Consider the following 25854-nt stretch of genomic DNA (forward strand, 5'->3'; position numbering starts at 1 on the left):
CGTAGCAAGGGGAGTTGTGTTCGAGCCGTTCACTTGCGTCGGTGGTGATCGGGACTAGGACCACGGTGACCTCTGTCGTCAGTGCAGGCAATATTTCGAGTCGTATGCGTGCATTCGGCCAGAGAACTGTACAGAGAACCAGAATCGCGGAAAGCGGAACGAGCACGACGACACAGCGGACGAGAAGTGGACGCGCCGACAATCCGCCGATCCTGGTCAGTCCCACGCAGACCAACGTAGGGAGCATTTCTTGGAGAGTTCTGGGGGCACGTGCTCGCGTGGATTCTCTTGCCGGAGTGCATTGCCGTCCCGACCTCGCGCACTTTCAGCCGGCTGCCGGAAGGATGAGTTCGAAGGCGGAGCCGACCCCTGGCGTCGATTCGATAATGACTTCGCCGCGATGTGCATGTGCGATCTCGCGGACCAACGACAATCCGATTCCGTATCGGCGCGAACCTGCAGGCTGCATCTCCCCATGCGAGAACCTGTCGAACAGAATGGGGACGACCTCGGGAGCGATCCCGATTCCGGTGTCGCTCACACGGACTTTGACCTGATCACGATCACGTTCGACACGGAGAAGGACGTGACCGCCCGGTCGCTCATGCGCCAACGCATTATCTACGAGCGCGAGAACAGCGCGGCGCAGAGCAGATTCGATCCCCAGGACCACAGGTTCGCCCGTACCCGACTCACTGGTTTCGACGGAGACCCCCGATTTCTGGGCGTGATCTGCGACGCTGCCGCGCACTTGCTCACAGACCGCCGCCATATCGACCCGATGCCTCGACTGTCGTCTGTCATCCATCGACGCCGCCATCAAAAGATCTTCGATCACTTCGCCCAGAGCGCGAGTGTCGTCGACCAGTCCGTTCAATTGAGCTACCAGCTCGAACGACTCGATCGAATTTCCTCGACGGGCCAGAAGTTGTGCGCGAGTATGCAATACGGTCAATGGTGCGCGGAGTTCATGCGACGCATCGGCGACAAATCGTCGCTGCAACTCGAGAGCCTGGCTCAGCGGCCTGATCGCACGCCGTGACAACAGAAACACGACACCCACGGATGCAGCAATACCGGTGATTTCGGCGAATCCGAGCGCCAGGAGAAGTCGCTGTCTGCCGGTTTCGTATGGCTCGAGTGCTGCGACAACTGCCACACGGCCTTCGGCGCCATCCGAGACGAGGGCGCGATAATTTTGAGCTGCACTGCTGAAATCGGTATAGCCGACCGGCGAGTCGAGGAGACCAGTGGTACCACGAGGTGCGCGTGGGCTGACAGCAACGGCACCATCGGCCGAGCGGAATGCGAGCGACATACCAGGGGGCGGATCATCCGCATCGTCCGCCGTCGCCGCAACCTCGGTCAGTGCAGAGCGGATTTGACGATCCTGTGCCCGCGCGTAGCCGAGGTACGATACGGCTCCCACGATCAACAACACGGCGCCCAGCGCGACGGCAGCCTGTATCGCCGCGGATCGGCCGGCTCGCCGTAGACGCGCCTCGTCGCCGAAGCCAGTGGTAGATCCTCGGTGGCCCTTGACTTTTCTGCGGCAGATCATTCTCCGAACCGATACCCGAGGCCGTGAACCGTTGCGATGACATTCCGGCCGAGCTTACGTCTGAGGTAGTGAACGTAGGTATCGACAGTGCCCGGGGTGTCTGCGCTTCCGAACACGTGCTCGAGCAGTTGGCTGCGAGAGAAGACTTGTCCAGGTGACGCGCACAGAAGTCCGATGAGTTCGCTCTCTCTTTCCGACAGTGAGGTCACCGAACCGGACGCCGTGTCCGTGGCTGTCCGGTTGGCGCGATCGACTTCCCATCTGCCGACGTGGATCGGACTGGCCGAGGCGCGGCGGCGAAGCAGGGCGCGTATTCGAGCCAGCAATTCGGGAATCTCGAAGGGTTTGACCAGATAGTCCTCTGCGCCGGCATCGAGCCCCTCGACACGATCAGTGAGGGCACCACGTGCAGTGAGGATCAACGCGGGGACGCTAGAGTCGCGTGCTCGGAGGGTCCTGAGTAACTCGACGCCGTCGACGACCGGCAAACCTCGATCGAAGACGAACACGTCGTATGCCCGTGTCAGCGCCAAATGAAGGCCAGCTTGCCCGTCGTGCGCGACATCGACATCGTGCCCTTCGTCCTCGAACAAGTCCGCGAGCAAGCCCGCTAGTTGCCGATCGTCCTCGACGAGAAGAATTCGTGGGTTCGGGGCCATGAGTGCGAGCCTGCCACGTCTGTTCTGAGAACTCTCCAAGATTGTGTCTGGATCGTGGACGTCAGAGCCAGCGAGGGGTGTTGCGCCGACTCACAGCGGCTTCACAGCGACCGTCCAGGTGTGTATCAGCACCGAGGCCGATTGTTGAGTTCTTCATCGAGCATTTGAGAGCGGGCATCAGATGAATACACCGGAAGACGGATTCCGAAAGGTACGAGCAGTCACCGGAACCCTCGTGGCATTGGGAGTGGTCGGGGTCATCGGCGGAACGGCCCTTGCTTACTCCGATACCCAAACGGTGGCGACTGTGACGACGGTCAACGACATCCCTTCCGCTAACTCGGGCGCGGGCACTGCCTCCACCCCGACGTCCACAACTGCAACACCGCGCCTGTCGAGCGGGAGTTCCGGCGCTCACGGCTCCCACGCTCGATCGGCCGGATCGTGACCGCGGTGTCGCCTGTCGCGAGGTCGGAGTGGACGTTATGGGGAATCGAGGCGTCGATAGTGGTGACGGACCCTGAATCTCTCCTACCGGCCAGGTTGATCGTGGACGAATACCTAAACCGAATAGAATTGGCATGCAGCCGATTTCGCGATGATTCCGAGATTCGGCTGATTGAGAATGCCCGAGGTATCCCGGTCGAAGTGAGCAGCACTCTCGCACGCCTACTCCGAACAGCGCTTGATGGCGCCCGGATCACAGAAGGCGCGGTGGATCCAACCATCGGGGCGGCGATGATCGCACTCGGTTACGACCGCGACTTTGCACTGATCGAGGGCCGGGAGGTACCGATCCGAACGTCATTCGTCTCGAACCCACTGTGGAGTTCGGTCCGACTTGACGGGCAAACCGTCACTGTCCCGGCCGGTGTTCAACTCGACCTTGGAGCAACAGCGAAGGCGCTGGCGGCGGACGACTGTGCACTAGCAGTCAGCGCGAAGCTGAATTGCGGAGTGTTGGTGTGTCTGGGAGGAGACATCGCCACAGCAGGCCCGTCACCCGACGGTGGTTGGACAGTCCTGGTGCAAGACGGCGACGACGCTCCTGCCAGTAACGTCGTTCTTCCTCCGGGAGTGGCCGTCGCCACCTCGAGCACCAGGAAGCGCCGGTGGTCGCAGAACGGTCGAAACGTGCACCACATCATCGATCCTCATAGTGGTCGCAGTGCAGATGGCACATGGCAGACGGTCACTGTTGCAGCCAACAGTTGCGTGTCGGCCAACCTCGCAAGTACTGCGTGCGTTGTACGAGGGTTTGCCGGTGCGCAGGAGCTCGAGATCGAAGGTTTGCCGGCGCGGCTGGTGGGCTCGTCGGGTGAGATCCGTCTGCTGAACGGGTGGCCGTCAGATCGCGAGATCGTCAGTGCCAGGGAGGGTTTATAGCCATGGACGAGGCATTCTGGGCGTTCGGGCGTGGGACAGGAGTTACCGCCCTTGCCTTCCTCACGGTGTCGATGGTGCTCGGAATCTTCACACGCTCGGGGAGAGCGCTTGCGGGGCTTCCTAGATTCGGGGTACAGAACGTACACCGGGCCGCAGCATTGATCGGGCTCATATTGGTCGTCGTTCACATGCTGTCACTTCTCGCCGACCCGTACGCGCAACTTCAACTCGTGGATTTCATCTTCCCCTTCCTAGGTGACTACCGACCTGTCTGGTTAGGACTGGGCACTCTCGCATTCGACATTCTCCTTGCAGTCTCACTCACCGGAATGCTCCGAAATCGCATCGGGAACAGAACCTTTCGACTAGTTCACTGGGGCGCATACGCACTGTGGCCGATCGCACTCGCGCACGGACTTGGCAACGGTACCGATTCCGGGCACGCATGGTTTCTCGCGATCACCGTTGGTTCGGCGATCGCGGTCGTCGGATCAGTGAGTTGGCGGCTTCGGACCGACTTCATCGAGTACGCGACCTTACGTACTGCAGAACGGACATGACATGACCATCGGACTACTCGCCGCACGTTCACCCGACCTCGCCACGCACACAGCACTCTTCGGCCCTCTCCCGAACTCCCTGCAGCCGGGCACCTTGACGTGTCTACTCGCAGATGCCGAACTCGCAGGCAAGGGGGGAGCGGCGTTTCGTACGGCGAGCAAACTCGATTCCGTCACCGGAAGGCGCGTGGTGGTGATCGCGAACGGCAGCGAAGGGGAACCGCTCAGTCAGAAGGATGCGGTACTTCTCGAACATGCACCCCACCTCGTGATCGACGGATTGCTGCTGGTCGCGCACGAGACGAGTAGTCGAGAGATTTACCTTTATGCGGGAGAACGTCAGCTCCGGTTCGTGCGGCAAGCATTGGAGGAGCGGCGGAGCGCTGGATTCGGTGAGCTTCCCGTCAACCTCGTCGAGTCTCCGACAACTTTCGTCAGCGGCGAGAAGTCAGCTGTGATCGGGATGATCGAAGGGGGAGGAGCCCTACCTCGAGATCGATTCGCTCACAACACTTCATCTGGACTTCGCGGGCGGCCGACAGTAGTTCAGAACGTCGAGACCCTGGCGCACATCGCACTGATCGCCCGATACGGACCTGAGTGGTTTCGCTCGCGCGGAGTCAACGGTGGAGTGGGGACGATGCTGGTAACGATTTCAGGCGATGTGGCAGTCGGCGGTGTCGTGGAGGTGCCGATGGGGATCTCGGTGGCGAAGTTGGTGTCCGGGTATTCCCGCACTGATTCGGCAGGTGTGCGTGCTGTCCTGATCGGTGGGTATCACGGTGGTTGGATCGATGCGGTGGAGCTGTCGGCAACCATCATGTCAACCGCGTCGCTGGGCTTTGTCGGCGCCTCCCCGGGCGCCGGTGTCATTCACGTGCTCGACCACTCACGTTGCGGCTTGCAGATTTCGGCCGATATCGTGCAGTATCTCGCCGGTCAGAGTGCACGCCAGTGCGGGCCCTGCGTCAATGGATTGCCTCGACTGGCCCAGGCACTCTCTGAGGTTGCTTATCGGGAAGGCCGTACTCACAGTGAAGATTCAATCCACTACCTGGCAGATCTGGTCGACGGTCGTGGTGCGTGCAAACACCCCGACGGTACAGCGCGATTTGTGAGGAGTTCACTGCGTGTATTCGGGCGGGATCTCCGGTTGCACGCGGACGGTCGCTGCGAGGTCGGCGCGCATATGGAGGCCACGCCATGAGTAGGAGGGTGGGCAAAGTCCTGCATATCGATTGGACTGCATGCGACGGTCGCGGACTGTGTACAGAATTGTTGCCGACTTTGTTTGGGCGTGACGAGTGGGGATATCCGTTGGCGCATGACCGCCAGCGAGAGTCGCACGTTCCCACAGAACTCGAATCGGATGCTGAGCGCGCTGTTAAGCTCTGCCCTACTGCAGCTCTGCGACTCCTGCCGTAGGTGGGTTGATCTGTCATGAGGATTTCGGACAATGGAGATGACTAATTTCAGGCCGCGATCGCGAGCTGCTGATGACTATCAGTGAACCTCGTTCGGAGGCCGGCAGTCGAGCGTCGAGTGACGACGTCGCGGGTTGCAGAAACCTTCGATGTATCCCACAATATCTTGTCGCGCTTGATCTTTCGTTGCGTCGACGGTCCGGAAGACGAACTCGTTCTTCAGCGCGGGGAAGAATCTTTCGGCCGTATTCCTGTCCCAGCACACCCCGTGCATCCCATAGATGATCGCAGCTCCAGGCCGGACATCAGGTGACGAAATGCCCTGGAGTTGTATTGATTACCGCGATCCGGGTGGAAAACAGCTCCGGGTTCGATAAGCGTGGCAGCAGCAGCAGCAGCACCAGCAGTCGCTTTCGTCAACGCCTACGCGGTCAGGTCGATGCGCATATGGTCTGCGATCGACCACCCCACAACCTTTCGGGAGTTCAGCGGGTAAGCCCCAAAGTTCGAAGCTTCGTAACTAGTGTTTGCAGAATGCCGCGACTGATTCATCTGAATGGGGCCTCCGGTATCGGGAAGTCGACGATTGCCCGGATGTACGCCGACCGTCACCCCGGAGTGCTTAACCTCGACACCGATCATGTGGTCAGTCTCGTCGGTGGATGGCAAGACAACTTCTGGACCGCCTTGGTTGCGGCAAGAGAGCTCGCCGTCAGCATGGCGGCAACCCATTTGCAGAGTGGGCACGATGTGGTGATGCCGCAGCTAGTTACCCGAATTACCGAAATCGAGGACTTTGAGGTGGCGGCGAAAACTAGCGATGCCGAGTATCTCGAGGTCGTACTGATTGGAAGCAAAGAACAGGCGCTCGCTCGATTCGCCGAACGAAGTACGCACTTGGAGATCACCCATCAGCAGCAACTCGACCAGGTGATCGTGCAGAACGGAGGAGATGGACTTCTTGAACGAATTCACGACCATCTCACCCAGTACCTGCGAATTCGCTCGAACTACCTCGTAATCGACGCCGACCGTTCCACCGCAGAGGGAACCTACGAGTCATTGATCGCAGCACTCGCAGCACTCGCAGCACTCGCAGCTAGTTGAGCCGAGATAGAGGCAAGTGCATCGAGGGAAGCTCGATCGCGGCCGCCTCACTGCACGCGACTGCATTTGGACCTACCGGGCGTCCCGATTGGCGTTGGTCAGTGCACGCGGGGCAGTGCGATCCCGTATCTGCTGTCAGACTCCTGCAACTCCGAGTAGTTGCCCTACGGCGTAGGTGATGATCATCGCGAGGGCGCCGCCCAGCACCACACGAACTACCGCGCGACGGGGATTCGCTCCGCCCAGACGCGCGCTCACCGCGCCGGTCAGCGCCAACGCAAGCAGGACCGCGACGAAGGTGACAGGAATCCGAGCCCCAGTCGGTGGGGCGAGGATCGCGATCAAGGGAAGCAACGCTCCCACCGTGAACGATATTGCCGACGACAGTGCCGCGGAGATCGGGTTGGTCAACTCGTCGGGGTCGATACCGAGTTCGATGTCGACGTGTGCGGCGAACGCGTCGTGAGCGGTCAACTCCTCCGCGACTTTGTGGGCGGTTTCCTCGCTCAAGCCCCTGGCCTGGTACATGGAGGTCAACTCGTCGAGTTCTGCACCGGGCGTCTGCTCGAGTTCGCGGCGTTCTTTCTCCAACAGGGCGCGTTCGGTGTCACGTTGAGTGCTCACGGACACGTATTCGCCGAGCGCCATCGACACAGCGCCGGCGACAAGACCTGCAACACCGGCGGTCAGGATCGGGCCGCGGTCGGGTGAGAGGGCCGCGACACCGACGACGAGGCCTGCGACGGAGACGATGCCGTCGTTGGCTCCGAGTACCCCGGCGCGCAGCCAGTTCAGCCGCGAGGACACACCAGCGGTGTGTGGTTCGTCGTGAGCCGGTCGACGGTTTTCGCTGTCGTTGTCGGCTCCTCCTGATGAGCTCGGCGATCGAGGCGAATCTGTCATGACGGGCCGGGTTTCGTGAATTGTGCTGTGGCACGGGTATCGCCGTTGCACACGAACCACGCGGTGCTCGTTTCTGCGTGGTGGGTGGTTCGGATTTCGACGGTCTCGTCGATGGTGATGGGTTTCGTGTATTCCAGAACAGCTCGGTACGGAGCCTTTGGCAGGGACGGATGCCTTCTCTGCGACGCTTCGGCCGGTTGCCAGTACACGGCGTTGTTGACGTGATCGAATGGATCGATATCACTGGGCCGCAAACAGAATTCGGTACCCGCAGTGTTTGGCGCTACGTCGGTGATCCATCGTCGCCAGGTGAGGCGATGCTCGTCGGTTGTCGTGGCGAGCGGCGCCATGAAGTCATCGCTGATTCGAGACGGCATCCCGTTCTGTGGATTGATGTTGATCCAGAATCCTTCGGTTTCGATCAAACCGCCGCCGTCTGATTCGATACGCACTCGCATGGTGCACCAGCGGCTCGAGAGGGCGGAACACCATCGATGTAATCGTACGGTGTCGGGCCAGCTGATCGGTCTGATGACGTCGATGACCGTTCGACGTACCACCCACAGTGGGTGGGTCTGGGCTGCGCCGTTTGCTTCGAGGTTGTCGAAACCCAAATCTTGCAGGTAACGGGCTATGGCGTCGAGTCGTAGGCTTCGGTCCGGGTGGATGTCTCCGGTACGGACGGGCCACGAGTTACTGAAGACTGCCCCTTCGGAAGGGCGCGGTGCGAGCGGATCGGACTGTGACCCTCCGCGGTTCGCGGACGTGTGTGGTGCCGAGGTTGTCACGGGCAGAGCTCTTTTCGTTGTTTGTTCTCGGCTGGTCTATCCGAGTTGGTCGTTCCACACGGCTTTCGCTCCGCTCTCGCCGATCCGGTACACCTGCACAATCGAGCCGGCAGCGACGAGGACGGACAGGGCAGCGATTGTGATGACGACAATCCGCCAGAGTTTCGGCGACGCCGATGTGTCGGGACGATCCGCTCGCCACGTTGCGAAGCGTGTCGAGTGAAGGACCCACCATGCGGCGGCGAGGACGAACACCCCGATGGACCAGAACAGCATCTGATCACCCAATTCGGCATGTGCCTGGACTAAAGGATCTTCGGGGATTTGGTGTTCGAGCCATTCACCGGCGTCGGTGGTGATCGGCACGGCTATGAGTGTGATCAACGCGATCGCTGCTGGTGCCAGTCCCAGTCGGATTCTTGCAGCGGGCCAACATACCGCGAGAACGAGCAGTAGTGCTGATATCGGTACGAGGACAACGACGAGGTGGACTAGAAGTGGGTGTGCGGGTAGGCCGCCGATCGTGGTCAATCCCATATTTGATCTCCCGATCTCGTGCAACGACGCGAAAGTCAGCCGCGTGTCACGCGGCTCCGTGTCAACGTATCGACTGATTCTTGGAGAGTTCTCGGTGGAAGCCTATGTCCTTCAGAGGGGCAGTGCAGAGTTAATCCGTGCTCGCACGGGGCGTTTGCGTCATCGAACCCCGCCGGTCACATAGGGGGTCGAATTGCAGCTACCGGGGTATCCGCAGAGTGAGGCCTGCGGGAAGCGCTGATGGAGGGCAGCGCCGACGATGCGGCCCGCCGGGAAAGACGATCCTGGAAGTACCAAGGGCAATTCGAGGAGCCTTGACATGGTCAAATCCGAAGACCCAGACATGCGGTAGCCGGTGAAGAAGCCGCCGAAGTGGTCGCCGCCCCACGGCCGAGCGTGAAGTATGCCGTCGAGGCGATCGGGACATTCTTTCTGGTGTTCACCGTTGGGGGTGCCGCAGGCAGCGGCAGCCCGTTCGCACCGCTGGTGATCGGCGCGAGCCTGATGGTGATGATCTACGCCGGCGGCCACGTCTCCGGTGGACACTTCAACCCGGCGGTGACCCTCGCGGTGCTGGTGCGCTGCCGGATCGGGTGGCGTGACGCGGCCGGATACGCGATCGCGCAGCTCGTTGCCGGGCTGCTTGCTGCGGTGGTGGTGCGCGTGGTCGTGGATCCGGCGCGGGCCGCGGCCGTCGCGACCCTCACGCTGGCGGGTCGCACCCTGGTGCAGCGTTCGTCGTCGAGTTGTTGTTCACGTTCGCCCTGTGCTTCGTGATGCTCAACGTCGCCACCAGTAGGAGTCACCCGGACAATTCGTTCTACGGCTTGGCGATCGGATTCACAGTGATGGCAGGGGCATTCGCGGTCGGTGACATCTCCGGGGTGCGTTCAACCCGGCGGTTGCCTTCGGTGCGGTGGTGATGGGGATGTTCGCCTGGTCGACGTTGTGGGTGTACTTCGTGGCCCAGTTTGTTGCCGGTGCCGTCGCCGGTGCCGCGTTCCTTGTGCTCAATCCCGACGACAGATGAATGGCGCCGCCGACGGGACCGATCCAGGTTCCCTGGGCCGGCTTCGCCGCCGGACATCGAGAAAGCACCGCCCCACCCCCGAAAGGCACGACAATGACCGACATTGAGCCCACACCGAGGACGACGACGGATTCCGGCATCCCGGTCGAGAGCGACGAGCACTCACTTACCGTCGGACCGGACGGACCGATCCTGCTGCACGATCACTACCTGATCGAGCAAATGGCGCAGTTCAACCGCGAACGCGTCCCCGAACGGCAACCGCACGCCAAGAGCGGCGGCGCCTTCGGCCAATTCGAGGTGACCAACGATGTCAGCGGCTACACCAAGGCCGCGGTATTCCAGCCGGGTACGACGACCCCGCTGGTGATCAGGTTCTCCACTGTGGCCGGCGAACGCGGTAGCCCCGACACCTGGCGTGACCCGCGCGGCTTCGCGGTGAAGTTCTACACCATTTGATCCATCCGATCCGCTCGACATTGCCAGGTCAATTCCGGCTTTACCGAACTGTCGAGCTTTCGCCGGGGACTGACGGTTCCGGTGAAAGAACTTGAAGAAACCGGGTTTTCGTCCGAGGTTGAGTAATCCGCGTACGTACGCTGTCGACAGAAATCCGCATGCGGCATCACCTGCGACAAATGCTGGTGAGTGTCAGTGTCAGCATCTCTCGAGGTCTTTGGCGCCTTCGAGTGGCGTCTTCAGGACACAGCGTTGGTCAGCCCAGAGAGTAGGGCCGTATGACTGTGCGGCCGGTGGCCAACGACTCTCGAGCAACCGGTACGCGACTTCTACCTTTAAGGGCAGCAGTCGTCTGAGGTTCGCGTGCACCGCAGTTAGCTGCGCGCATCGACCGATGTCACTCGATGAACGGTCCCAGAGAGGACAAAATGCGCAGCGCTACATCATCCAATCCCTCAGCCGGGTCGGCGTCGGAGGCCGCGGCGGTCGAATGCGACTGTCCGGTGGCCCGCGTCCGACACCGACACCGATGCAGGCAGGCAGAGGGGGAACGGCCGTGAGCGTCGACAGGCGAATAACTTCAGGTCAAGTGTGTAGTGATCGACGCTGCAAAGGATTTTGCGGTGATCGTGACGTAGACAGTCGGAGTACACGGTGACCGACATACCGCCGACCGCCCAGACGTCGTTGCAGCGACTTCGGTCGCTGCTCGAACCGGCTCTGGTGGTGGTCACGGTGACAGCGCTGATTCTCGGCGGGATCGCGTGGGTCGTTGGTTGGCGTGCGATCGCCGAGGGGTGCTGGGTGGCAGGAACGCTGGTCGCCGTGGTGCCCGCGCTGGTCTGGGTGATTGTGGCATTACGCAACGGCCGGGCGGGAGTGGATCTGCTCGCAGTGTTGTCGCTGGTGGGCACTCTGTGGGTCGGCGAGTACGTGGCCGGTGCGCTGATCGCGGTCATGCTGTCCACTGGGCGTGCCTTGGATGCGGCCGCACAACGGCGCGCGTCGCACGACTTGCGGGCCCTGCTCGAGCGTGCGCCGCGGTCCGCGCGCCGGCGTATCGGCGACGTGATCACGGTGGTGCCATTGGACGAGGTCGTGGCCGGTGACCTGCTCGTGGTCGGCCCCGGAGAAGTGGTCCCGGTGGATGGCCGGGTCGAAGACGCGGTGGCGGTCCTCGACGAGTCGGCGCTCACCGGTGAACCACTTCAGGTTGAACGCGCGGTCGGTGAACCGGTGCGCAGCGGTGTGGTCAATGCCGCGACCGCTTTCGAGATCCGAGCCACCGCAACCGCCGACGCGAGCACTTACGCCGGGATCGTGCGGTTGGCGCAGCAGGCGGGCGCCGACAGTGCACCGATCATTCGGCTGGCTGATCGCTATGCAGCATGGTTCCTGCCATTGGCGCTCGCTGTCGCCGGCGCCGCGTGGCTGGCCAGTGGGTCAGCGGTACGAGCGGTGGCAGTGCTGGTCGTGGCGACGCCGTGTCCGCTGCTGCTCGCAGCGCCGGTGGCGATCGTCTCCGGCTTGTCGCGGGCTTCGCGACAGGGTGTGGTAATTCGTAGCGGCGGGGCGCTGGAGAATCTCGGCCATGCGACGACGCTGGTGATGGACAAGACCGGCACGCTGACCGCCGGTCGACCCGTCGTCGTCGACGTCGTGGCGGCGCCCGGCAGCGACACCCCCGAGATCCTGCGACTGGCCGCCTCGGTGGACCAGATGTCACCCCACGTGCTTGCCGAGGCCATCGTCACCGAAGCCCTCGCACGGCACCTGTCGCTGTCGTTGCCCGTCGAGGTGATCGAACACCCCGGACGCGGAGTCACCGCCACGGTGAACGGCGCCAGGGTTGCCGTCGGCAAGCTCGCCGGCGAGGCATCCGAGGCGGATTGGGCCGTGGCGGTCGTCAACCGGGCCAGCCTCGATAGCGCCGCAATCGCGTGGGTCAGTACCGACGACGAGCTCGTCGGCGCGGTTCTTTTACGAGACCCGCTGCGCCGCAACGCACCCAGGACGGTTCGGAGGCTGCGCGCTGCCGGAATCAACCGATTGGTCATGCTCACCGGTGACCGTGCGGCACCCGCGCGGGAGGTGGCCACCGTGCTGGGCTTGGACGAGGTGTACGCCAATCAGAGCCCCGCCGACAAGGTCGCTGCCGTGCGGGCCGAACGGGAACGAGCCGTGACCGTGATGGTCGGCGACGGCGTCAATGATGCCCCTGCTCTGGCTGCGGCCACGGTCGGCGTCGCGATGGGCGCCCGCGGTGCAACGGCCTCCTCCGAGGCCGCCGACATCGTGTTGACGACCGACCGTTTGGACAGGCTGGCCGACGCGATGGACATCGCACGTTGGTCACGGCGCATCGCGGTCCAAAGCGCGGTGGCGGGGATGGTGCTGTCCCTGCTGGCGATGGGTGCTGCCGCAGTCGGACTGCTGCCGCCCGCGGCGGGGGCTTTGCTGCAGGAAGGCATCGACGTCGCGGTGATCCTCAACGCCCTGCGTGCGCTGCGAGGCAACCCTGCCGCCGGGATCGAGCTGCCGGATGGCACCGACGCGATGCTGCGCCGCTTCTCCGGCGAGCACGACAAGTTACGCGATGGACTGACGCTGCTGCGTGATGCCGCCGACAATGTTGCCGCCGGGTCCGGCAAACCTGCGATCGATGCCTTGACCCGAGCCCAGAGCTTCCTCACCGAACGACTATTGCCGCACGAGGACGCCGAACAGACCGAGCTGTACCCGGCGTTGGCGACGCCGCTGGGCAGCGCCGAGGCAACGGCCACGATGAGTCGAACCCACGCCGAGATCCACCGGCTGACCGACCGCATCGGCAACCACCTGCAACTGGCTCACGAGGCCGGTGGCATCCAACCCAGCCAGGTCGACGATCTGCGGGCCTGCCTCTACGGGCTGCATGCGTTGCTGCACCTGCACTTCCTGCAAGAAGAAGAGAACTACTTCACTCTCGCCGACACCGAACTCCCCGAGGGACGAAAGACAGCACTGACCGTGCGCGCCCGTCGATACCGGGAGAAGGGAGCACGTGACATCGAAGAACGGATTCCCTCAGTCCGCGGCTGACTGGAGTGTTCCCGATTTGATGGACACGCTCAATTCCGGGAGCGCTGTTTGCGGTGCCCGGACCTCTGAGGCGGGAATTCCGTCCAGAGCTCCGGTGTTTGGCGGTGTTTCATGAACTATGTGCTCGCTTGGGTAGCGCCGTCGCAGACCAACCATCCGGTGACCCAAACGAGGTGTGGGATTGCATCGAAACTTGATGCTCTCGTCCGACCCGTTTCCGCTTTCCAGGCAGTTGTTCCGATCTCTCCTTCTCGGTGTCCCGGCCTGCACCCGGGTATACCCCCGGGGGTACTTGACATACCCTAGGGGGTATATGGCAACCTGTAGTCATCGCACTCCACAGAACAGGGAAGGTTGTCCGATGATCCTCGAGCAGTACTACATCGAGTGCCTCTCGCACGCGTCGTACCTCATCGGCGACGAGAGCACCGGCCGCGCCATCGTGATCGACCCGCGCCGCGACATCACCGAATACCTCGAGGACGCAACCCGATACGGCCTGACCATCGAGGGTGTCGTCAACACGCACTTTCATGCGGACTTCGTCTCCGGTCACCTCGAGTTGGTCGAGGCTACCGGCGCGTGGATCGGTTTCGGCGACGCCGCGGACACCGATTACCCGATTCGCCGACTGCGCCACGGCGAGCACCTGACGCTGGGGGAGGTGGACATCGAAATCCTCTCCACCCCCGGCCACACGTGGGAGTCGATCAGCCTGCTCGTTCGCGAGAATCGAGACGCTGAGCCGTCCGCTGTGCTGACCGGGGACTCGCTGTTCATCGGCGACGTCGGTCGCCCCGACCTGGCCAATCTCGGCGACGGCACCAATACCGACCTGGCTCGGGCGATGTACCGCACCGTCCACGAGAGGCTGCTGACCTTGCCCGACGCAGTGGCCGTGATGCCGGCTCACGGCGCGGGGTCGTCCTGCGGCAAGAACCTCTCTTCCGAGTTGACCTCCACCATCGGCGAGCAACGCCGCACGAATCCGTCGGTGCAGCCGATGAGCGAAGACGCGTTCGTCGCTCTCGTCGCCGACGGCCAGCCTGCGGTGCCGGGGTATTTTTCGGCCGCCGTAGCTTTGAACAAGTCGAATCGTGCACTCCTCGAACAAGATCGGTTTGTCTCCGAACTCTCACCGGGAGAGCTCCGGGTCGAAATGGCCAGCGGAACACGCGTTCTCGATGCCCGCACCCCCGACGATTTCGCCGCCGGGCATCTGCGTGGCTCGATCAATGTCGGTTTCGACGGTAGGTTCGCCGAAACCGGCGGCATGGTCGCCGATATCGGCGAGCGCATCGTGCTCATCACTTACCCGGGTGAGGAACAGGTTGCGGCAATGCGTTTGGCGCGCATCGGATCCGACAACGCGCTCGGATACCTCACTGTCGACGTTGATGGAATTTTTCCGGACGCGCTCGCCGACCTTGTCCGTACCGCGCCGCGCACCACGGTGTCCGAGCTCGAGGGTCTCCTGGCCTCGGGCGCGGTCACGTTGATCGACATCCGCAACCCCGGCGAGCGTGACTTCGGTGCCATCGACGGCGCCCGGTCAATTCCCCTCGCACAGTTGCGTTCCCAACTCGCGGACCTGCCACGAAGCAAACCGATCGTCGTTCACTGCGCCGGCGGCTGGCGCTCCTCCGTCGCCGCATCACTGTTGCGTGCCGACGGCATCGAGAACGTCAGCGACCTGGTCGGCGGATACACGGCCTGGGTCGAGCGATCTTCCGAATAGCGCCTATTCAGAAAAACTCTCGTGCCCCATACGCGGCACGACGTCTGACAAGGAGATACCAGGTGTGTTACACCACGACATGTTCTTCCTGCTCCAAGACCACTTGGGCAGGATGCGGCCAGCACGCCGACCAGGTGATGGCCGGCGTCCAGACAGCGCGGCGCTGTACCTGCACCCCTGCTCCTGACCCGGGGTCCGGGTTCTTCCGGTCCTTCTTCGGCCGCTGACCCGCCGCACCGGATGACCCGGTGCCATGACCCGGTACCCGCCCATACTCGCACCCATCACCCCCTTTTTTCAGGAGTCAACCAATGTCCAGTAACACCAAGGTCAGGGACGGCGTTCCGCCGATCTCACACGCGTCCGGCGGCGTACTCGGCCGCATGGGCGCATCGATGGCGGGCAACGCAAAATGGGTGCTCGGTGTCTGGCTGATCGTGCTCATCGCACTCGGCGCGGCCGCACCGTCGGTGTTCAGCTCCCTCGCCGGCGCCGGATGGCAGGCCAACGGATCCGAATCCGTCCAGGTCCGCGAACTCGCACAGGAACACTTCGGCGGCAACTCTTCCGCCGCCGTCCAGGTTGTCGTGCATTCCGATGACCGGACCATCGACAGCCCCGACATGCAGCGCACCCTCACCGAGGTCACCGATGTCTTCGCCGGGGACCCTCGCTTCGGTGCGATCATCGCGCCGCAGCCGGGAATGTCCATCAGCCCCGACGGGCACACCGGAATTCTCATCGCGGGCGCGAACGCAAGCACCGACGAGATGGTCAAGGCCGTTGACGATCTCAAGGGGGAGTTGACCGCCCTGTCCGGGAACGGCATCGAGGTCTATCCCACCGGCGCATCGGCACTGTGGAGTGATTTCAACAAGGCCAACCACGACGCGATGATTCAGGCCGAACTGTTTTCCTGGCCGGTCACCCTCGCGATCATGGTGCTCGCCTTCGGGTCCCTCGTCGCCGCCGGGCTCCCACTGCTGCTGACCCTGGCCGGGCTCGTCGCCTCTGCGGGCGGCCTGGTTCTGCTCAACCAGATCACCCCGATTTCCGTGTGGGCGATGAACTTCGCGATGATGTTCGCCCTCGCCCTCGGTATCGACTACGCCCTGTTCATCGTCTCCCGGTTCCGCGACGCGATACGTCATGCATCGTCGCCGCGGGCGGCGGTCGCGGAAACCATGGATACCGCGGGCAAGGCCGTCGTCCTGTCCGGAATCACGGTGCTCGTGAGCCTCTCTGCGGTCCTGCTGGTTCCGGCACCGGCCGTGCGGACGATGGCTATCGGCATCATGCTCGCCGTGTTCTTCGTCCTCCTGGCCTCGATGACTCTGTTGCCTGCCGTTCTCGGGATGCTCGGCACCAAGGTCAACGGTGGATCCTTGCCCTACGCCAAGCGTCAGGAACACCGCTCACCGAAGTTCGCCGCCTGGGGCGAGCTGCTGCACAAGCACCCGTGGCCGTTCGCCATCGGTTCTCTCCTGGTGCTGATCGCGCTGTCGATCCCGGTGCTCGGGCTCAAGGTGGCGATGCCCTCCATCGCGGTTGTCCCCTCCGACGCCCCGGTCCGCCAGGGCTACGAACTCGTCCAAGCTCAGATGGGGGAGGGGGCGCCGGGCATGTTGCAGATCATCGCCCCCGCCGCGGAGGGCGCGCAGACAGCGAAGGCTGCTGCCGCGACCGAAGGTATCGCCATGGTGACGCCGCCGCAGTCCGCACTCGATGGCAGCGATTTTGTGATGTTGCAGGCCATGCCTACCGTCGATCCGTCCGACGCACAGATGGGAGCCATCCTCGACACCTTGCGTGCGGACCTTCCCTCGGGCGCTCTGGTGGGCGGCGCACCGGCGGAGAACCTCGACCTGCAGCAAGCGCTGAACGACTACCTCCCGCTGATCGTCGGCATCATCCTGGTTCTCGGGTTCCTGCTGCTCCTGGTGGCGCTGCAGGCGCCGTTGATCGCGATCCTCGGTACCGTGGTCAGCTTGCTCTCCACCGCCGCCGCATTCGGGGTCGCGAAGTTGATCTTCCAGGACGGGCACGGCGCGTCGTTGCTCGGTTTCACCCCGCAGGGGTTCCTCGACGGGTGGGGGCCGGTGTTCTTCTTCGCGATGATCTTCGCGATCGCCATGGACTACACCGTGTTCTTGTTGGCCACGGCGAAGGAGCATTACGAGCGCTCAGGTGATCCCAAGGTTGCGCACGTCGACGGTCTGGCTCATTCGGGGCGGGTGATCCTCGCCGCTGCCGCGGTGATGGTGGCCGTGTTCTTCACCTTCGCGCTCGCTGATCCGTTGCCGCCGAAGGAGATGGGCATCATTCTCGGTGTCGCTGTACTGCTCGATGCGGTACTGATTCGGCTGATCCTGCTGCCGGTGCTCCTGCGGTTGACCGGGCATGCCGCGTGGTGGTCCCCGGCGTGGCTGCGAAAGGTATTGCCCAACATCAGTTTCTCGCACTGACAGGTCCGGATGGCGTGGTTCGGCCACTGTGACGCACAGATCTGACGAACCACCCACCCGGATATACCCATAGGGGTATATTTGAGGTTACTGATTGATCTTCGGAAGGAACTCCCATGGTCGGCGACGACGACAGCATCGCATTGGTACTCAACCGACTCCGCCGCGCGCACGGCCAACTCGCCGGAGTGATCTCGATGATCGAACAGGGCCGAGACTGCAAGGACGTCGTCACCCAGCTCGCCGCGGTCTCACGCGCACTCGACCGGGCCGGTTTCAAGATCGTCGCCACCGGCCTTCGCGAATGCATGACCGGCAACCGCGAGAATGGCAAGGAACCGATGACCGAGGCGGAACTCGAAAAGCTCTTCCTCGCACTCGCCTGAGACCGCGGCGGCGATCGCGGAACAACGAACAGAAAGGACGGTACGGACAGTCATGACAGCTCTCCCACGGCACCACGGCTGGACCATCGAACGGATCGTTCCACTATTGGGCGGGGTAGTCGTCCTGCTCAGCGTGGCCTTGACACTCGCCTTCTCCATTTGGTGGCTGCTTCTCACCACGTTCGTCGCTGCGAATCTCCTGCTCTACAGCGCAGTGGGATGGTGCCCGATGAGCCTGATACTCCAACGCCTCGGCATCCCGCGGCTCGGCACCCGCTGACCGATCCCAGACCCCGGATCCCCCGAAAAAAGGACGTAGATCATGCAACTCGCACTCACGACCACCCTGAACACCACGTTCGACGACGCTGTCGAACGCACCCGTAAGGCATTGTCGGAGCAAGGTTTCGGGATACTCACCGAGATCGACATGAAATCGACCCTCAAAGCCAAGCTCGACGAAGACCTGGAGGACTACCTCATCCTCGGCGCCTGCAACCCGACGTTGGCACATCGAGCAGTCGGAGTGATGCGGGGGATCGGATTACTGTTGCCCTGCAACGTCGTCGTGCGCGCCGATCCCTCCGCGGAGAACACCGTCATCGTCGATGCGATGAACCCCGCCCTCATGGTCGAGGTGACCGGCGAACCCCGACTGCAGTCCGTCGCCGACGAGGCCACCGCCAGGCTGCAGGCAGCTCTCGATTCGCTCACCGCACAACAGAACTGAACTAGAACAACAACCGCATGCCGCCGAACGTCGGTAGACGAAAAGGACGCCGATGACTCTCGCAATCGCACTCGCTGCCGGGGCAGTCATCGGTGTCCTTCTAGGACTCCTCGGCGGCGGCGGATCCATCCTTGCCGTACCGGTCCTGGTGTTCGCCCTCGGCCTCGACATCGACCAAGCAATCCCGATCTCACTGATCGTGGTCGGTGTCGCCTCGGCTGTCGGCGCGATCCCGAAAGTCCGTGCCCATCTTGTGCAGTGGCGACTGGCCGCCGTGTTCGCCGCTGCCGGTATCCCCGCAACCTTCCTCGGTAGTGCCCTCGGGCGAGTGCTCCCGCAGTCCGTCGTGATGATCGGGTTCGCCGCGGTCATGATCGTTGCCGGTGCTCGTATGCTCGCCGACCGCGGCGATACCGGAACCGCCTGCAGCGTAGGTGATTCCGGTATCAATTGGCGTCGCTGCGCACCTCGTGCGATCCCAGCAGGATTCGCCGTCGGTGTGCTGACCGGGCTCTTCGGCGTCGGCGGCGGATTCCTCATCATCCCCGCCCTTGTCCTGATGTTGGGAATAGACATGCAGATCGCGATCGGAACCTCGCTTCTGATCATCGTCGCGAACTCCGCCGCCGGCTTGATCTCACATCTCGGTAGCGGCGTCACCATCGATCCGGCCATCACGATCAGTTTCACCGGAGCTGCGATCGTTGCCTCCTTGGTCGCCGGACGGTTCGGCAACCGCGTCGACACCGGAAAACTTCAACACTGGTTCGCGTACCTGGTGTTCGCCGTCGCCGCGTACATTCTGTTCGATACTCTCGTGTTGAGTCGCTGACGCCGTGACACACGAGGGAGCCGTACTCGTGTGGAACTCCGCTTTTCCATATCGGCGACCGGCCTCGTTCGCCATTCGTCGTATCTGTTTTCGGCGTAGACATCGGCAACCGATATCTACGTGGTGACCAGGCTGTCGGCGCCCGAGAAGTGCCCGCTGGCAACGGACCACTCCTCCTTTCCGAGTAAGCGCTCCGTTGTCGTGGCCGCTCCACCACGACCAATGTCACCGACTTTCGTGCAAGATGAGTGGGGGTAGATGTATCGCCACCAAGGTCGACATGGGGCGGAGGGCCTGATTCACAAAAGTCACCGGCCGCTGTTGATGATCCCGACAGAGGCCCGGTTCTCCGGATGCACGGCCGTGCCGTGACCGCTGCTCCCTGCAACGTGGGCAAGAAGAGAAGAAAGGTGGACAAAAAGAAACGGAACGACGCACACATGACGTTCGGTCGGGCCGATGGTTGCTCTGCCACCCATCGCATAGGCACACTCCGAACGTCGTCGACGTGCAAAACCGATGAGAGAGGACTAGTCATGACCTCGCAGCTTTACCTCGTCCGCCAGGGACAACGGCCCTCAACGCCAACTACCGCAACTGCGTGACCCTACTGAATCAGTTCGATCTCGTCGGTGTCGTATCCGAGTAGACCGGCGACGGTTGAGTGGGCGTCGTCGCCGTACAGCTCTTCTTGGGTCTCGTCGCCGAACATCTGGGAATGCAGCTCCTTCATATCCCTGGGTTGGGATGAGCGGGGGGCAAACCGAACTTGTACATCGGTGGGGCTACCGATGGGCTGTGTGTATGCGACGAGGGGTGGAACGCTTGCGCTTCCTGGGTGAACCGCAACTCGCAATGCGTGTTGCGGTCTGTGCCCTCGTGCGCCGCCGATGGTCAGTTGTTCCGACAGCGTTCGAGCCAGCGTCGTGTCCCGTATGTGAGTGTCGCGCACAAGTTGTGTCAGTGATCCCTTCTGCATTTTGATGCGGCGGCGGGGTTGATGTTCGTTGAACTCCCGGGCGGTCTCCCAGAAGTCGTTCAACAGCGTGACTGCTGGATCGTCGATCAGACCGCTGGGCTGTATGCGCTCGGTGATGTGGTGGGTTCGCTCGCCGGGACGGAGCGTTAGGTGATGTTCGAGTCGGGCGAATCTGAAGGGGAGGTCATCCTGGAGTAGTGCGATGTGCTCGGGAGTCATTTCCACGACACGGGTGCTTCCACGTAGTTCCACGAAAAAGTAGGTATCGTCCGGAGCTTGTCCGACGGCGGCACCTCTCAGTTCCCTCAACGCATAGACCTCTTGTTCGAGATCGTCGACACGGGTCCGCAGTATGTCGGCGAGGGTGATCTGGCGCTGGACGTACTCACTGATCGGGAGCGGAGGTCCGTCGTTGACCATCTGCCAGTTTCTTGTTCCCTCACGGTTACCTTCCACCGGTCGTCCGGTGGCTAGGTACACGGCTTTGAACAGCCGCATCGACGGAATCGTCGACATCTGATCCTCGAAAGTGCGAACAGTTTTTACTCGGCGGCCGTAGGACACTTCGTCTACGGAGATCGCGGCCTTCTTCGCTTTCTGCCGTTCGGTGTCTCGATTGAAGATCGCTGCCATGCTGATGGGATGCCCGCCATAGTCCACCCACACGGCCATCATCGGGTAGACGGTTCTGCGTAGAGGATTGAATCGGTAGAAGGGTTGGTTGTTTGCGTTACGAATGAGCTCGATGGCATCTGATCTGCCGGGATCGGTGAGCACGAGCGATGATTCCAGTCTGAGCGCCTCGAAGTGTTCGTGCACGATGCGACCGGTGATTTGCGGGATGGCGGTTTTTCCCAGGATGTCTTGGATCCGGCCGTGCAGCACGATGTGGCATTCGTCGGTCGGGTCGGCGCTGATGGTGACGGTGACGTTTGGATCAGCGTTGATCTGTTCCGTTTGGTCCGCGGTTTCGATGAATTCTTGTTCGATCAGGACCGGAAGTGCGGCGAGTGCGTCCCCGCGATCTGCGCCGAAGATGTTGTGCGCGTAGATGAGTGCGCTCTCCGGCGGCGTCCATCGAAGATCGTGATCACCGAGGGGAATGATCTCGATTTCGATCATCGACGCCAGGACAGCCAGCTGCGCCGACGTCAGATCGAGGATCTTCGCGAGTTGCGGATTGGCCGCCTGACTGTCGCGAGCGAACCGAGCAGTATGTGCGATCGGCACCATCAAACCGATCGAGGAGCTCATGTCGTCGCGATATTGCGCGAGAAGGGCCGAGTACGCAGGCTGGCCGATCTCGAACCGCTCGCCCTCGCTCAACATGCGGTCCCACAGATGTGATCTGCGGCTTTCGTGAAACCAGAGTTGTCCATTGCGTTCTACGCTGAGGATGTTCTCCCGCTCGAGAGACTGCCGCAACACACCCCACTGAGTTGAAGTGAGATCAAGATAGGCAGTGATCGTCGATTCAGGCGGTGGCAATTCGAAGACCGACAGCCAGCGTGCAGCGATCTGCGCATCGCCTGGGAGTCGAGCCAGCGCATCTTCCAGCGAGCGGACGAATGCAGTAGGGGGCGTGTATTCATCCAATGTACCGCCGCTGCGGAGCTGACCGATCAAACCTTCGACGATGATCGGGAATCCGCTGCTCAGGAAGTAGACACGATCCGTGTTAGCACTTGTGACGCCTGCCCGGTTGAGCATGGTTTCGACATCTGCTCTGCTGAGTCCGCCGACGATTATCTCCCCGCATCCGGTGTCTCGAAGTCTGGTGAGTCCGGTACGAGCCTCGTGCGCCGCCGACGACCAGGCGATCACGAATCGTGCGCGTTTAGGGGGCGCGATGCAAAGACTGGCCAACGCCCGTTGGTCATCCTCTGTCAGCCGTTGGCACTCGTCGATAGCCAGAATCACGTCGCGTTTGAGCACAGTGGCAACCTCGTCGCACAGCCGTACCAGGAGCTTGACGACGTTGGTATCGCTTCGCGACTGGAGATCTCGCCGTAGATCAGCGGTCGTATCCTGGCGTAGGCCTTTGAAGAACGCTGCGAGACCTTCGCCCGCATGTTCGCCGATTCGCGCCTTCACCAACGCCATGACTTCCTGGGTCACGGCCTTGGCCAGGCTCTTACCGACTTCGGCCACCATTTCCTTGCCTGCGGTGTCGAGTCGGTTCTGGATGGTGCGCCACGCGGTCCGATCCGCCATCGAGGTGACCAAGGCTGTGACGAGGCCATTCAGGATGGCGACCTGCAACGCGCCGCTGTCGAACGCACAGGTGACCGGCGGCGGCGCGATGGCTGCACCACGTGAGAGTTCGATCTGATGGTCGGCGAGGATCGATGACTTACCGGTTCCGGAGTCACCCGTGACTACTACAACAGGATGTGACATCGACAGAAGATCGGTGAGTTCAGGCCGCATGAGCACAGTATGCGGCTGACCTCCGACACCTTCTATTGCAGGTCACCGCCGCGAGCCGAATAGCGTTGCGTCGAAGCGAATCCGTTCTACAGACAATTTGAGCAAATTGAGAGACTTATGCCTGGCGCCACACTCGATCATTCCACTTGCGCAAACCGTGGACGTCGAACTATCCTATGGCCAGTAGCTGGAGATGAAATAGTTCTCTGAGCGCTAATTCCGGAACCCACGCCTAGGCGTGGGTTTCCGCGTATCTGGAGGGCAATAATCGTTCCATGCTGCTGGCGTACATTGACGAGATCGGCGAGACAGGGGCATTCGTTGCGCGCGATCACGCTCGCTTCAACACCAGTCCCGCGTTCGGCTACGCCGGCCTGATCCTTCCCGCTGACAATGCTCGAAAGTTCGGTCAAATCTTCACGCTGAAAAAGCGGGAGATCTTCAAAACCGAGATCGAGAAGGCAGAGCACCCTGGACGGTGGGAACGTAAGGGCGCGAGTATCTTTCGTCCCGACACTTTCGACAAGTATCGGCAACAGATCCGAGTATTCAACACTTTGGTGCGCAGCGTACGCAGCCTCGACGGCGCCCTCTTCTACTACGCCGCGGAAAAACCTCTCGGAACCCCGAAACAGACGGACCTCGATACGGACGCCCGAGAAACAGCTGCGATGCGCGAAGCGCTCAACCGCATCGCCCGGTACGCCGACTACAAAGGCTCGAACGTGATGGTCATGATCGATCAGATCAACGAGAAGACGCGCGCAGCTCGGCTGCCGGCCATGTACGAGCACATCTTGGGTCGTGCGAGCGGATATCCGGAAATGAAGCGGATCATCGAGCCGCCAATGCACATAGACAGTGTCCTGAGTTCGAACATTCAGTTCTCCGACTGGATTGCCGCATGTGTAACGAGAGCGATCGAGTACCAGATCATCAAGGAATCCCCCTACCAGTGGGTGACGGGGGACAACGCACTCCCGTCGGTCAGGGGCGCATTCACTCATGAGTCGAAGATCCACTTGTGGCAGCGTGACCTTTCCGATCTCAATCACTCCGACATCTTCCGCAGTGATCGACTGCTGCATCCGGCGGCGGCGGGACAGTTGGTCGGCGACCAACTTCCGGCCGATCGATTCCGTCGGATGAAGGCCGCGGCCGAGCGAGCACAGATCCGACAGTAATGCACTCTCTCGGGTAGTTGCATGAGTTTCGCTTGGATAAAACTGCTGATGACAACTGAAACCAGCTTCTGGTCGACTTTCCGCGATCATGTCGAGCGAGTGCTCGGGCCCAAGTGATTCATCCAGCCGGGTGAATACCAGCCGAGCGGGGGACTGTTTCTGGACGATTCGTTCGAGCCTGTTCGCGGACAACGATATTCGAGAAGTCCGATAGAAAACGATCCACTCGAAAGCCGCCTCGCGAAGCGGTTCCGCACTGCCCCATCGCTGCATCCTCACGCGACCACTTCGCGTTCCGAGGACAAGGGCGCGTACCGCGTTGTCTCGGTCCGTATTAACGCACCCGGTTTCCGTAGTACCTACGCCGTGGAGGTTCAGGCCGCTGTCGGATTCGAGTTCGCGGATGAGGCGTTCACCGTGACGGTTGACGCTCCGCAGGGCTTCGATCAGGCTGCGCGCCGCGCAGTCCGGAAGTCGGTTGCTCGTGCGGGTGAGTGGAACGCCGACAACCCTGATGCGATTGCTCCGCGTCTGGAGGACGCGGACGCGTATCGCGTTGTTGCGGTTCGCGTGAGCGTGGATCGGTAGGCGATAGAGGACCGGCCCGAAGCTACCGGGCCGGTCCTCTTCGTTGCGTGCTCCGAAAATGGCCTCTCACCGTGCGGTGGGGGGCTTTTTCGTGTGTTGGGGGTGTGGGTGTGGCTATTGCTGATTGGTGAGGGTGAGGAGGAGCTGTGAGACCTGTTCGGTGGTGGCGTCGGCGAGGCAGTCGACGATGCAGGCGGTGAGAAAGATCTTGATCGTGTTCGGTACCCGTTGCGCGAGGGCGCGGAGCTGCTCGCCCCTGGTGGGGCGGTGGTTGTCGGGGGTCTGGTCGTCGTGCTCGTGCATTTCTGCTCCTCGTAGTGGATTGGAGTTCCGCGTGGGTGCGTCCTCATCTCTTGTTGTTCGAGCTACGGGCGAGATCACATGTTCGTGTAGGGGAATTGAGTTGTTGCTGGCTTGTGACCTGCGGTGATGGCATGTCCCGGGGTGGTGTGTTCGTGGAGTTGGGGCGCCGGCGAATTTGGGGCCGGCTGATGGGGCCGGCGGGGTGCTCGGGTTCGGTGGTGGGGGAGTGTCGGGGGGTGCTCGGCGGGCGTGTGTGGGCCGATTTTTGGGTGTTTTTGAATGTTGTTGTGTTTCAGTAACTTTGGGTTATCGGTTGGTGGGTAATCTGTTTCGGTGGTTACGCATGGAGGTGTTTTGGGGAGACTCGAATTATGTTGTGGTGGTTACGATTTCGACGTTTCGTGGTTCTGTGTTGTTTTGCGGTTTGGGGTGGGGTCCTGTAGGATGGGAAGCATGATGACGATGAGTTGGCAGACGCGAGACGGGGTAGCTTTGAGCGACCTCCGCTCCTCCCCAGCCTCGTTTGGTACTTGGGTACCGAATTCTCAGTTCCGATCAAATCCTTTGGTGACAAAGACAATTCAGGAATTTAGAGGCGCGCAGCGACTCGATCGACGGCAGTCTGGCTGGACCCACTGCGAGCCGCGCAGCGGCTCCCTGGTGGGGAGCGAAGCGAGCCGCTTCCGTTCCCGATGCGGAGCATCGGGAGAGCGCCGCGGGAGAT

At 61.9% G+C, this 25854-nt stretch carries 23 protein-coding genes and 2 pseudogenes; 17 read left to right on the forward strand and 8 right to left on the reverse strand.

What is annotated here, in order from left to right:
- Nucleotides 1-325: 325 nt before the first annotated feature.
- Nucleotides 326-1561, reverse strand: a complete 1236-nt coding sequence (locus M0639_RS33455) for a sensor histidine kinase (RefSeq protein ID WP_058037341.1) — start codon at nucleotides 1559-1561, stop codon at nucleotides 326-328.
- Nucleotides 1558-2220 (reverse strand): response regulator transcription factor, encoded by a 663-nt coding sequence (locus M0639_RS33460; RefSeq protein ID WP_058037340.1) that lies wholly within the window; start codon nucleotides 2218-2220, stop codon nucleotides 1558-1560. The genes M0639_RS33455 and M0639_RS33460 overlap by 4 nt, the downstream gene beginning before the upstream one ends.
- Before the next feature lie 181 nt (nucleotides 2221-2401).
- On the opposite strand from M0639_RS33460, the gene M0639_RS33465 reads away from it, so the two are divergent.
- The 5 genes from M0639_RS33465 to M0639_RS33485 all read left to right on the forward strand — a co-directional run bounded on the left by M0639_RS33465 (nucleotide 2402) and on the right by M0639_RS33485 (nucleotide 5591).
- On the forward strand, nucleotides 2402-2668 hold the full coding sequence (locus M0639_RS33465; protein ID WP_058037339.1) for a hypothetical protein: 267 nt from the start codon (nucleotides 2402-2404) through the stop codon (nucleotides 2666-2668).
- A gap of 101 nt (nucleotides 2669-2769) precedes the next feature.
- Nucleotides 2770-3606: an FAD:protein FMN transferase gene (locus tag M0639_RS33470; RefSeq protein WP_231915143.1), complete on the forward strand. Its 837-nt coding sequence runs from the start codon at nucleotides 2770-2772 to the stop codon at nucleotides 3604-3606.
- A gap of 2 nt (nucleotides 3607-3608) precedes the next feature.
- Nucleotides 3609-4166 carry a ferric reductase-like transmembrane domain-containing protein gene (locus tag M0639_RS33475; protein WP_058037337.1) on the forward strand — a complete coding sequence of 186 codons (558 nt, stop codon included), beginning with the start codon at nucleotides 3609-3611 and terminating at the stop codon, nucleotides 4164-4166.
- 1 nt (nucleotide 4167) lies between these two features.
- The gene (locus tag M0639_RS33480; RefSeq protein WP_058037336.1) at nucleotides 4168-5373 is read left to right on the forward strand and encodes an NADH-ubiquinone oxidoreductase-F iron-sulfur binding region domain-containing protein; all 1206 of its coding nucleotides are present in this window, start codon (nucleotides 4168-4170) and stop codon (nucleotides 5371-5373) included.
- A complete protein-coding gene (locus M0639_RS33485; RefSeq protein ID WP_082661328.1) occupies nucleotides 5370-5591 on the forward strand; it encodes a ferredoxin in 222 nt (73 codons plus the stop codon). Before M0639_RS33480 ends, M0639_RS33485 begins: the two co-directional genes overlap by 4 nt.
- Nucleotides 5592-5669: 78 nt before the next feature.
- Here the strand turns inward: M0639_RS33485 and M0639_RS35325 are convergent, their stop codons facing one another.
- Nucleotides 5670-5864, reverse strand: a complete 195-nt coding sequence (locus tag M0639_RS35325; RefSeq protein ID WP_082661327.1) for an integrase core domain-containing protein — start codon at nucleotides 5862-5864, stop codon at nucleotides 5670-5672.
- Nucleotides 5865-5923: 59 nt separating this feature from the next.
- Here M0639_RS35325 and M0639_RS33490 point away from each other — a divergent pair, with 59 nt between their 5' ends.
- Nucleotides 5924-6697 (forward strand): P-loop nucleotide/nucleoside kinase family protein, encoded by a 774-nt coding sequence (locus tag M0639_RS33490; protein ID WP_156423094.1) that lies wholly within the window; start codon nucleotides 5924-5926, stop codon nucleotides 6695-6697.
- A 135-nt stretch (nucleotides 6698-6832) separates the two neighbouring features.
- On the opposite strand, the gene M0639_RS33495 is transcribed toward M0639_RS33490, so the two are convergent.
- Genes M0639_RS33495 through M0639_RS33505 form a run of 3 tightly spaced genes read right to left on the reverse strand, consistent with a single transcriptional unit; the run spans nucleotide 6833 to nucleotide 8925 of the window.
- On the reverse strand, nucleotides 6833-7600 hold the full coding sequence (locus M0639_RS33495; protein WP_058037334.1) for a VIT1/CCC1 transporter family protein: 768 nt from the start codon (nucleotides 7598-7600) through the stop codon (nucleotides 6833-6835).
- A complete protein-coding gene (locus M0639_RS33500; RefSeq protein WP_058037333.1) occupies nucleotides 7597-8388 on the reverse strand; it encodes an acyl-[acyl-carrier-protein] thioesterase in 792 nt (263 codons plus the stop codon). The genes M0639_RS33495 and M0639_RS33500 overlap by 4 nt, the downstream gene beginning before the upstream one ends.
- A 36-nt stretch (nucleotides 8389-8424) precedes the next feature.
- Nucleotides 8425-8925 (reverse strand): DUF2231 domain-containing protein, encoded by a 501-nt coding sequence (locus M0639_RS33505; RefSeq protein ID WP_058037332.1) that lies wholly within the window; start codon nucleotides 8923-8925, stop codon nucleotides 8425-8427.
- A gap of 396 nt (nucleotides 8926-9321) precedes the next feature.
- Between M0639_RS33505 and M0639_RS33510 the strand changes: the two are divergent.
- The 9 genes and pseudogenes from M0639_RS33510 (at nucleotide 9322) to M0639_RS33555 (ending at nucleotide 19646) form a co-directional block, all read left to right on the forward strand.
- A pseudogene (locus M0639_RS33510) lies at nucleotides 9322-9955 on the forward strand (MIP/aquaporin family protein).
- Nucleotides 9956-10048: 93 nt separating this feature from the next.
- Nucleotides 10049-10408 (forward strand): annotated as a pseudogene (locus M0639_RS33520) (catalase); the annotation flags it as partial.
- A gap of 660 nt (nucleotides 10409-11068) precedes the next feature.
- Nucleotides 11069-13495, forward strand: coding sequence for a heavy metal translocating P-type ATPase (locus M0639_RS33525; protein ID WP_231915138.1), 2427 nt, complete (start codon nucleotides 11069-11071; stop codon nucleotides 13493-13495).
- A 361-nt stretch (nucleotides 13496-13856) separates the two neighbouring features.
- Complete coding sequence (locus M0639_RS33530) at nucleotides 13857-15233, forward strand: MBL fold metallo-hydrolase (RefSeq protein WP_058037330.1); 1377 nt, start codon at nucleotides 13857-13859, stop codon at nucleotides 15231-15233.
- Nucleotides 15234-15544: 311 nt separating this feature from the next.
- Complete coding sequence (locus M0639_RS33535; protein WP_058037329.1) at nucleotides 15545-17698, forward strand: MMPL family transporter; 2154 nt, start codon at nucleotides 15545-15547, stop codon at nucleotides 17696-17698.
- 116 nt (nucleotides 17699-17814) lie between these two features.
- Nucleotides 17815-18084 carry a metal-sensitive transcriptional regulator gene (locus M0639_RS33540; protein ID WP_054802216.1) on the forward strand — a complete coding sequence of 90 codons (270 nt, stop codon included), beginning with the start codon at nucleotides 17815-17817 and terminating at the stop codon, nucleotides 18082-18084.
- Between the two features lie 52 nt (nucleotides 18085-18136).
- Complete coding sequence (locus M0639_RS33545) at nucleotides 18137-18364, forward strand: YgaP family membrane protein (protein ID WP_058037328.1); 228 nt, start codon at nucleotides 18137-18139, stop codon at nucleotides 18362-18364.
- A gap of 42 nt (nucleotides 18365-18406) precedes the next feature.
- A complete protein-coding gene (locus tag M0639_RS33550; RefSeq protein WP_054802217.1) occupies nucleotides 18407-18814 on the forward strand; it encodes a DUF302 domain-containing protein in 408 nt (135 codons plus the stop codon).
- A gap of 52 nt (nucleotides 18815-18866) precedes the next feature.
- The gene (locus M0639_RS33555) at nucleotides 18867-19646 is read left to right on the forward strand and encodes a sulfite exporter TauE/SafE family protein (RefSeq protein ID WP_058037327.1); all 780 of its coding nucleotides are present in this window, start codon (nucleotides 18867-18869) and stop codon (nucleotides 19644-19646) included.
- Between the two features lie 607 nt (nucleotides 19647-20253).
- Here the strand turns inward: M0639_RS33555 and M0639_RS33560 are convergent.
- A complete protein-coding gene (locus M0639_RS33560) occupies nucleotides 20254-23055 on the reverse strand; it encodes an ATP-binding protein (protein WP_058037326.1) in 2802 nt (933 codons plus the stop codon).
- 275 nt (nucleotides 23056-23330) lie between these two features.
- On the opposite strand from M0639_RS33560, the gene M0639_RS33565 reads away from it, so the two are divergent.
- Both M0639_RS33565 and M0639_RS33570 read left to right on the forward strand, forming a co-directional pair.
- Nucleotides 23331-24239 (forward strand): DUF3800 domain-containing protein, encoded by a 909-nt coding sequence (locus M0639_RS33565; protein WP_024487937.1) that lies wholly within the window; start codon nucleotides 23331-23333, stop codon nucleotides 24237-24239.
- Between the two features lie 366 nt (nucleotides 24240-24605).
- A complete protein-coding gene (locus tag M0639_RS33570) occupies nucleotides 24606-24827 on the forward strand; it encodes a hypothetical protein (RefSeq protein ID WP_058037325.1) in 222 nt (73 codons plus the stop codon).
- 114 nt (nucleotides 24828-24941) lie between these two features.
- Here the strand turns inward: M0639_RS33570 and M0639_RS33575 are convergent, their stop codons facing one another.
- Complete coding sequence (locus M0639_RS33575; protein ID WP_042447579.1) at nucleotides 24942-25130, reverse strand: hypothetical protein; 189 nt, start codon at nucleotides 25128-25130, stop codon at nucleotides 24942-24944.
- Between the last annotated feature and the right edge of the window lie 724 nt (nucleotides 25131-25854).

This window comes from Rhodococcus qingshengii JCM 15477, from assembly GCF_023221595.1.
GTDB lineage: Bacteria > Actinomycetota > Actinomycetes > Mycobacteriales > Mycobacteriaceae > Rhodococcus_F > Rhodococcus_F qingshengii.

Excerpts from the sequence above, each read along its gene's own strand:
- M0639_RS33455 (WP_058037341.1), bottom strand. The coding sequence starts at position 1,561 with ATGATCTGCCGCAGAAAAGTCAAGGGCCACCGAGGATCTACCACTGGC.
- M0639_RS33460 (WP_058037340.1), bottom strand. The coding sequence starts at position 2,220 with ATGGCCCCGAACCCACGAATTCTTCTCGTCGAGGACGATCGGCAACTA.
- M0639_RS33465 (WP_058037339.1), top strand. The coding sequence starts at position 2,402 with ATGAATACACCGGAAGACGGATTCCGAAAGGTACGAGCAGTCACCGGA.
- M0639_RS33475 (WP_058037337.1), top strand. The coding sequence starts at position 3,609 with ATGGACGAGGCATTCTGGGCGTTCGGGCGTGGGACAGGAGTTACCGCC.
- M0639_RS33480 (WP_058037336.1), top strand. The coding sequence starts at position 4,168 with ATGACCATCGGACTACTCGCCGCACGTTCACCCGACCTCGCCACGCAC.
- M0639_RS33485 (WP_082661328.1), top strand. The coding sequence starts at position 5,370 with ATGAGTAGGAGGGTGGGCAAAGTCCTGCATATCGATTGGACTGCATGC.
- M0639_RS35325 (WP_082661327.1), bottom strand. The coding sequence starts at position 5,864 with ATGCACGGGGTGTGCTGGGACAGGAATACGGCCGAAAGATTCTTCCCC.
- M0639_RS33495 (WP_058037334.1), bottom strand. The coding sequence starts at position 7,600 with ATGACAGATTCGCCTCGATCGCCGAGCTCATCAGGAGGAGCCGACAAC.
- M0639_RS33505 (WP_058037332.1), bottom strand. The coding sequence starts at position 8,925 with ATGGGATTGACCACGATCGGCGGCCTACCCGCACACCCACTTCTAGTC.
- M0639_RS33530 (WP_058037330.1), top strand. The coding sequence starts at position 13,857 with ATGATCCTCGAGCAGTACTACATCGAGTGCCTCTCGCACGCGTCGTAC.
- M0639_RS33535 (WP_058037329.1), top strand. The coding sequence starts at position 15,545 with ATGTCCAGTAACACCAAGGTCAGGGACGGCGTTCCGCCGATCTCACAC.
- M0639_RS33540 (WP_054802216.1), top strand. The coding sequence starts at position 17,815 with ATGGTCGGCGACGACGACAGCATCGCATTGGTACTCAACCGACTCCGC.
- M0639_RS33545 (WP_058037328.1), top strand. The coding sequence starts at position 18,137 with ATGACAGCTCTCCCACGGCACCACGGCTGGACCATCGAACGGATCGTT.
- M0639_RS33550 (WP_054802217.1), top strand. The coding sequence starts at position 18,407 with ATGCAACTCGCACTCACGACCACCCTGAACACCACGTTCGACGACGCT.
- M0639_RS33555 (WP_058037327.1), top strand. The coding sequence starts at position 18,867 with ATGACTCTCGCAATCGCACTCGCTGCCGGGGCAGTCATCGGTGTCCTT.
- M0639_RS33560 (WP_058037326.1), bottom strand. The coding sequence starts at position 23,055 with ATGCGGCCTGAACTCACCGATCTTCTGTCGATGTCACATCCTGTTGTA.
- M0639_RS33565 (WP_024487937.1), top strand. The coding sequence starts at position 23,331 with ATGCTGCTGGCGTACATTGACGAGATCGGCGAGACAGGGGCATTCGTT.
- M0639_RS33575 (WP_042447579.1), bottom strand. The coding sequence starts at position 25,130 with ATGCACGAGCACGACGACCAGACCCCCGACAACCACCGCCCCACCAGG.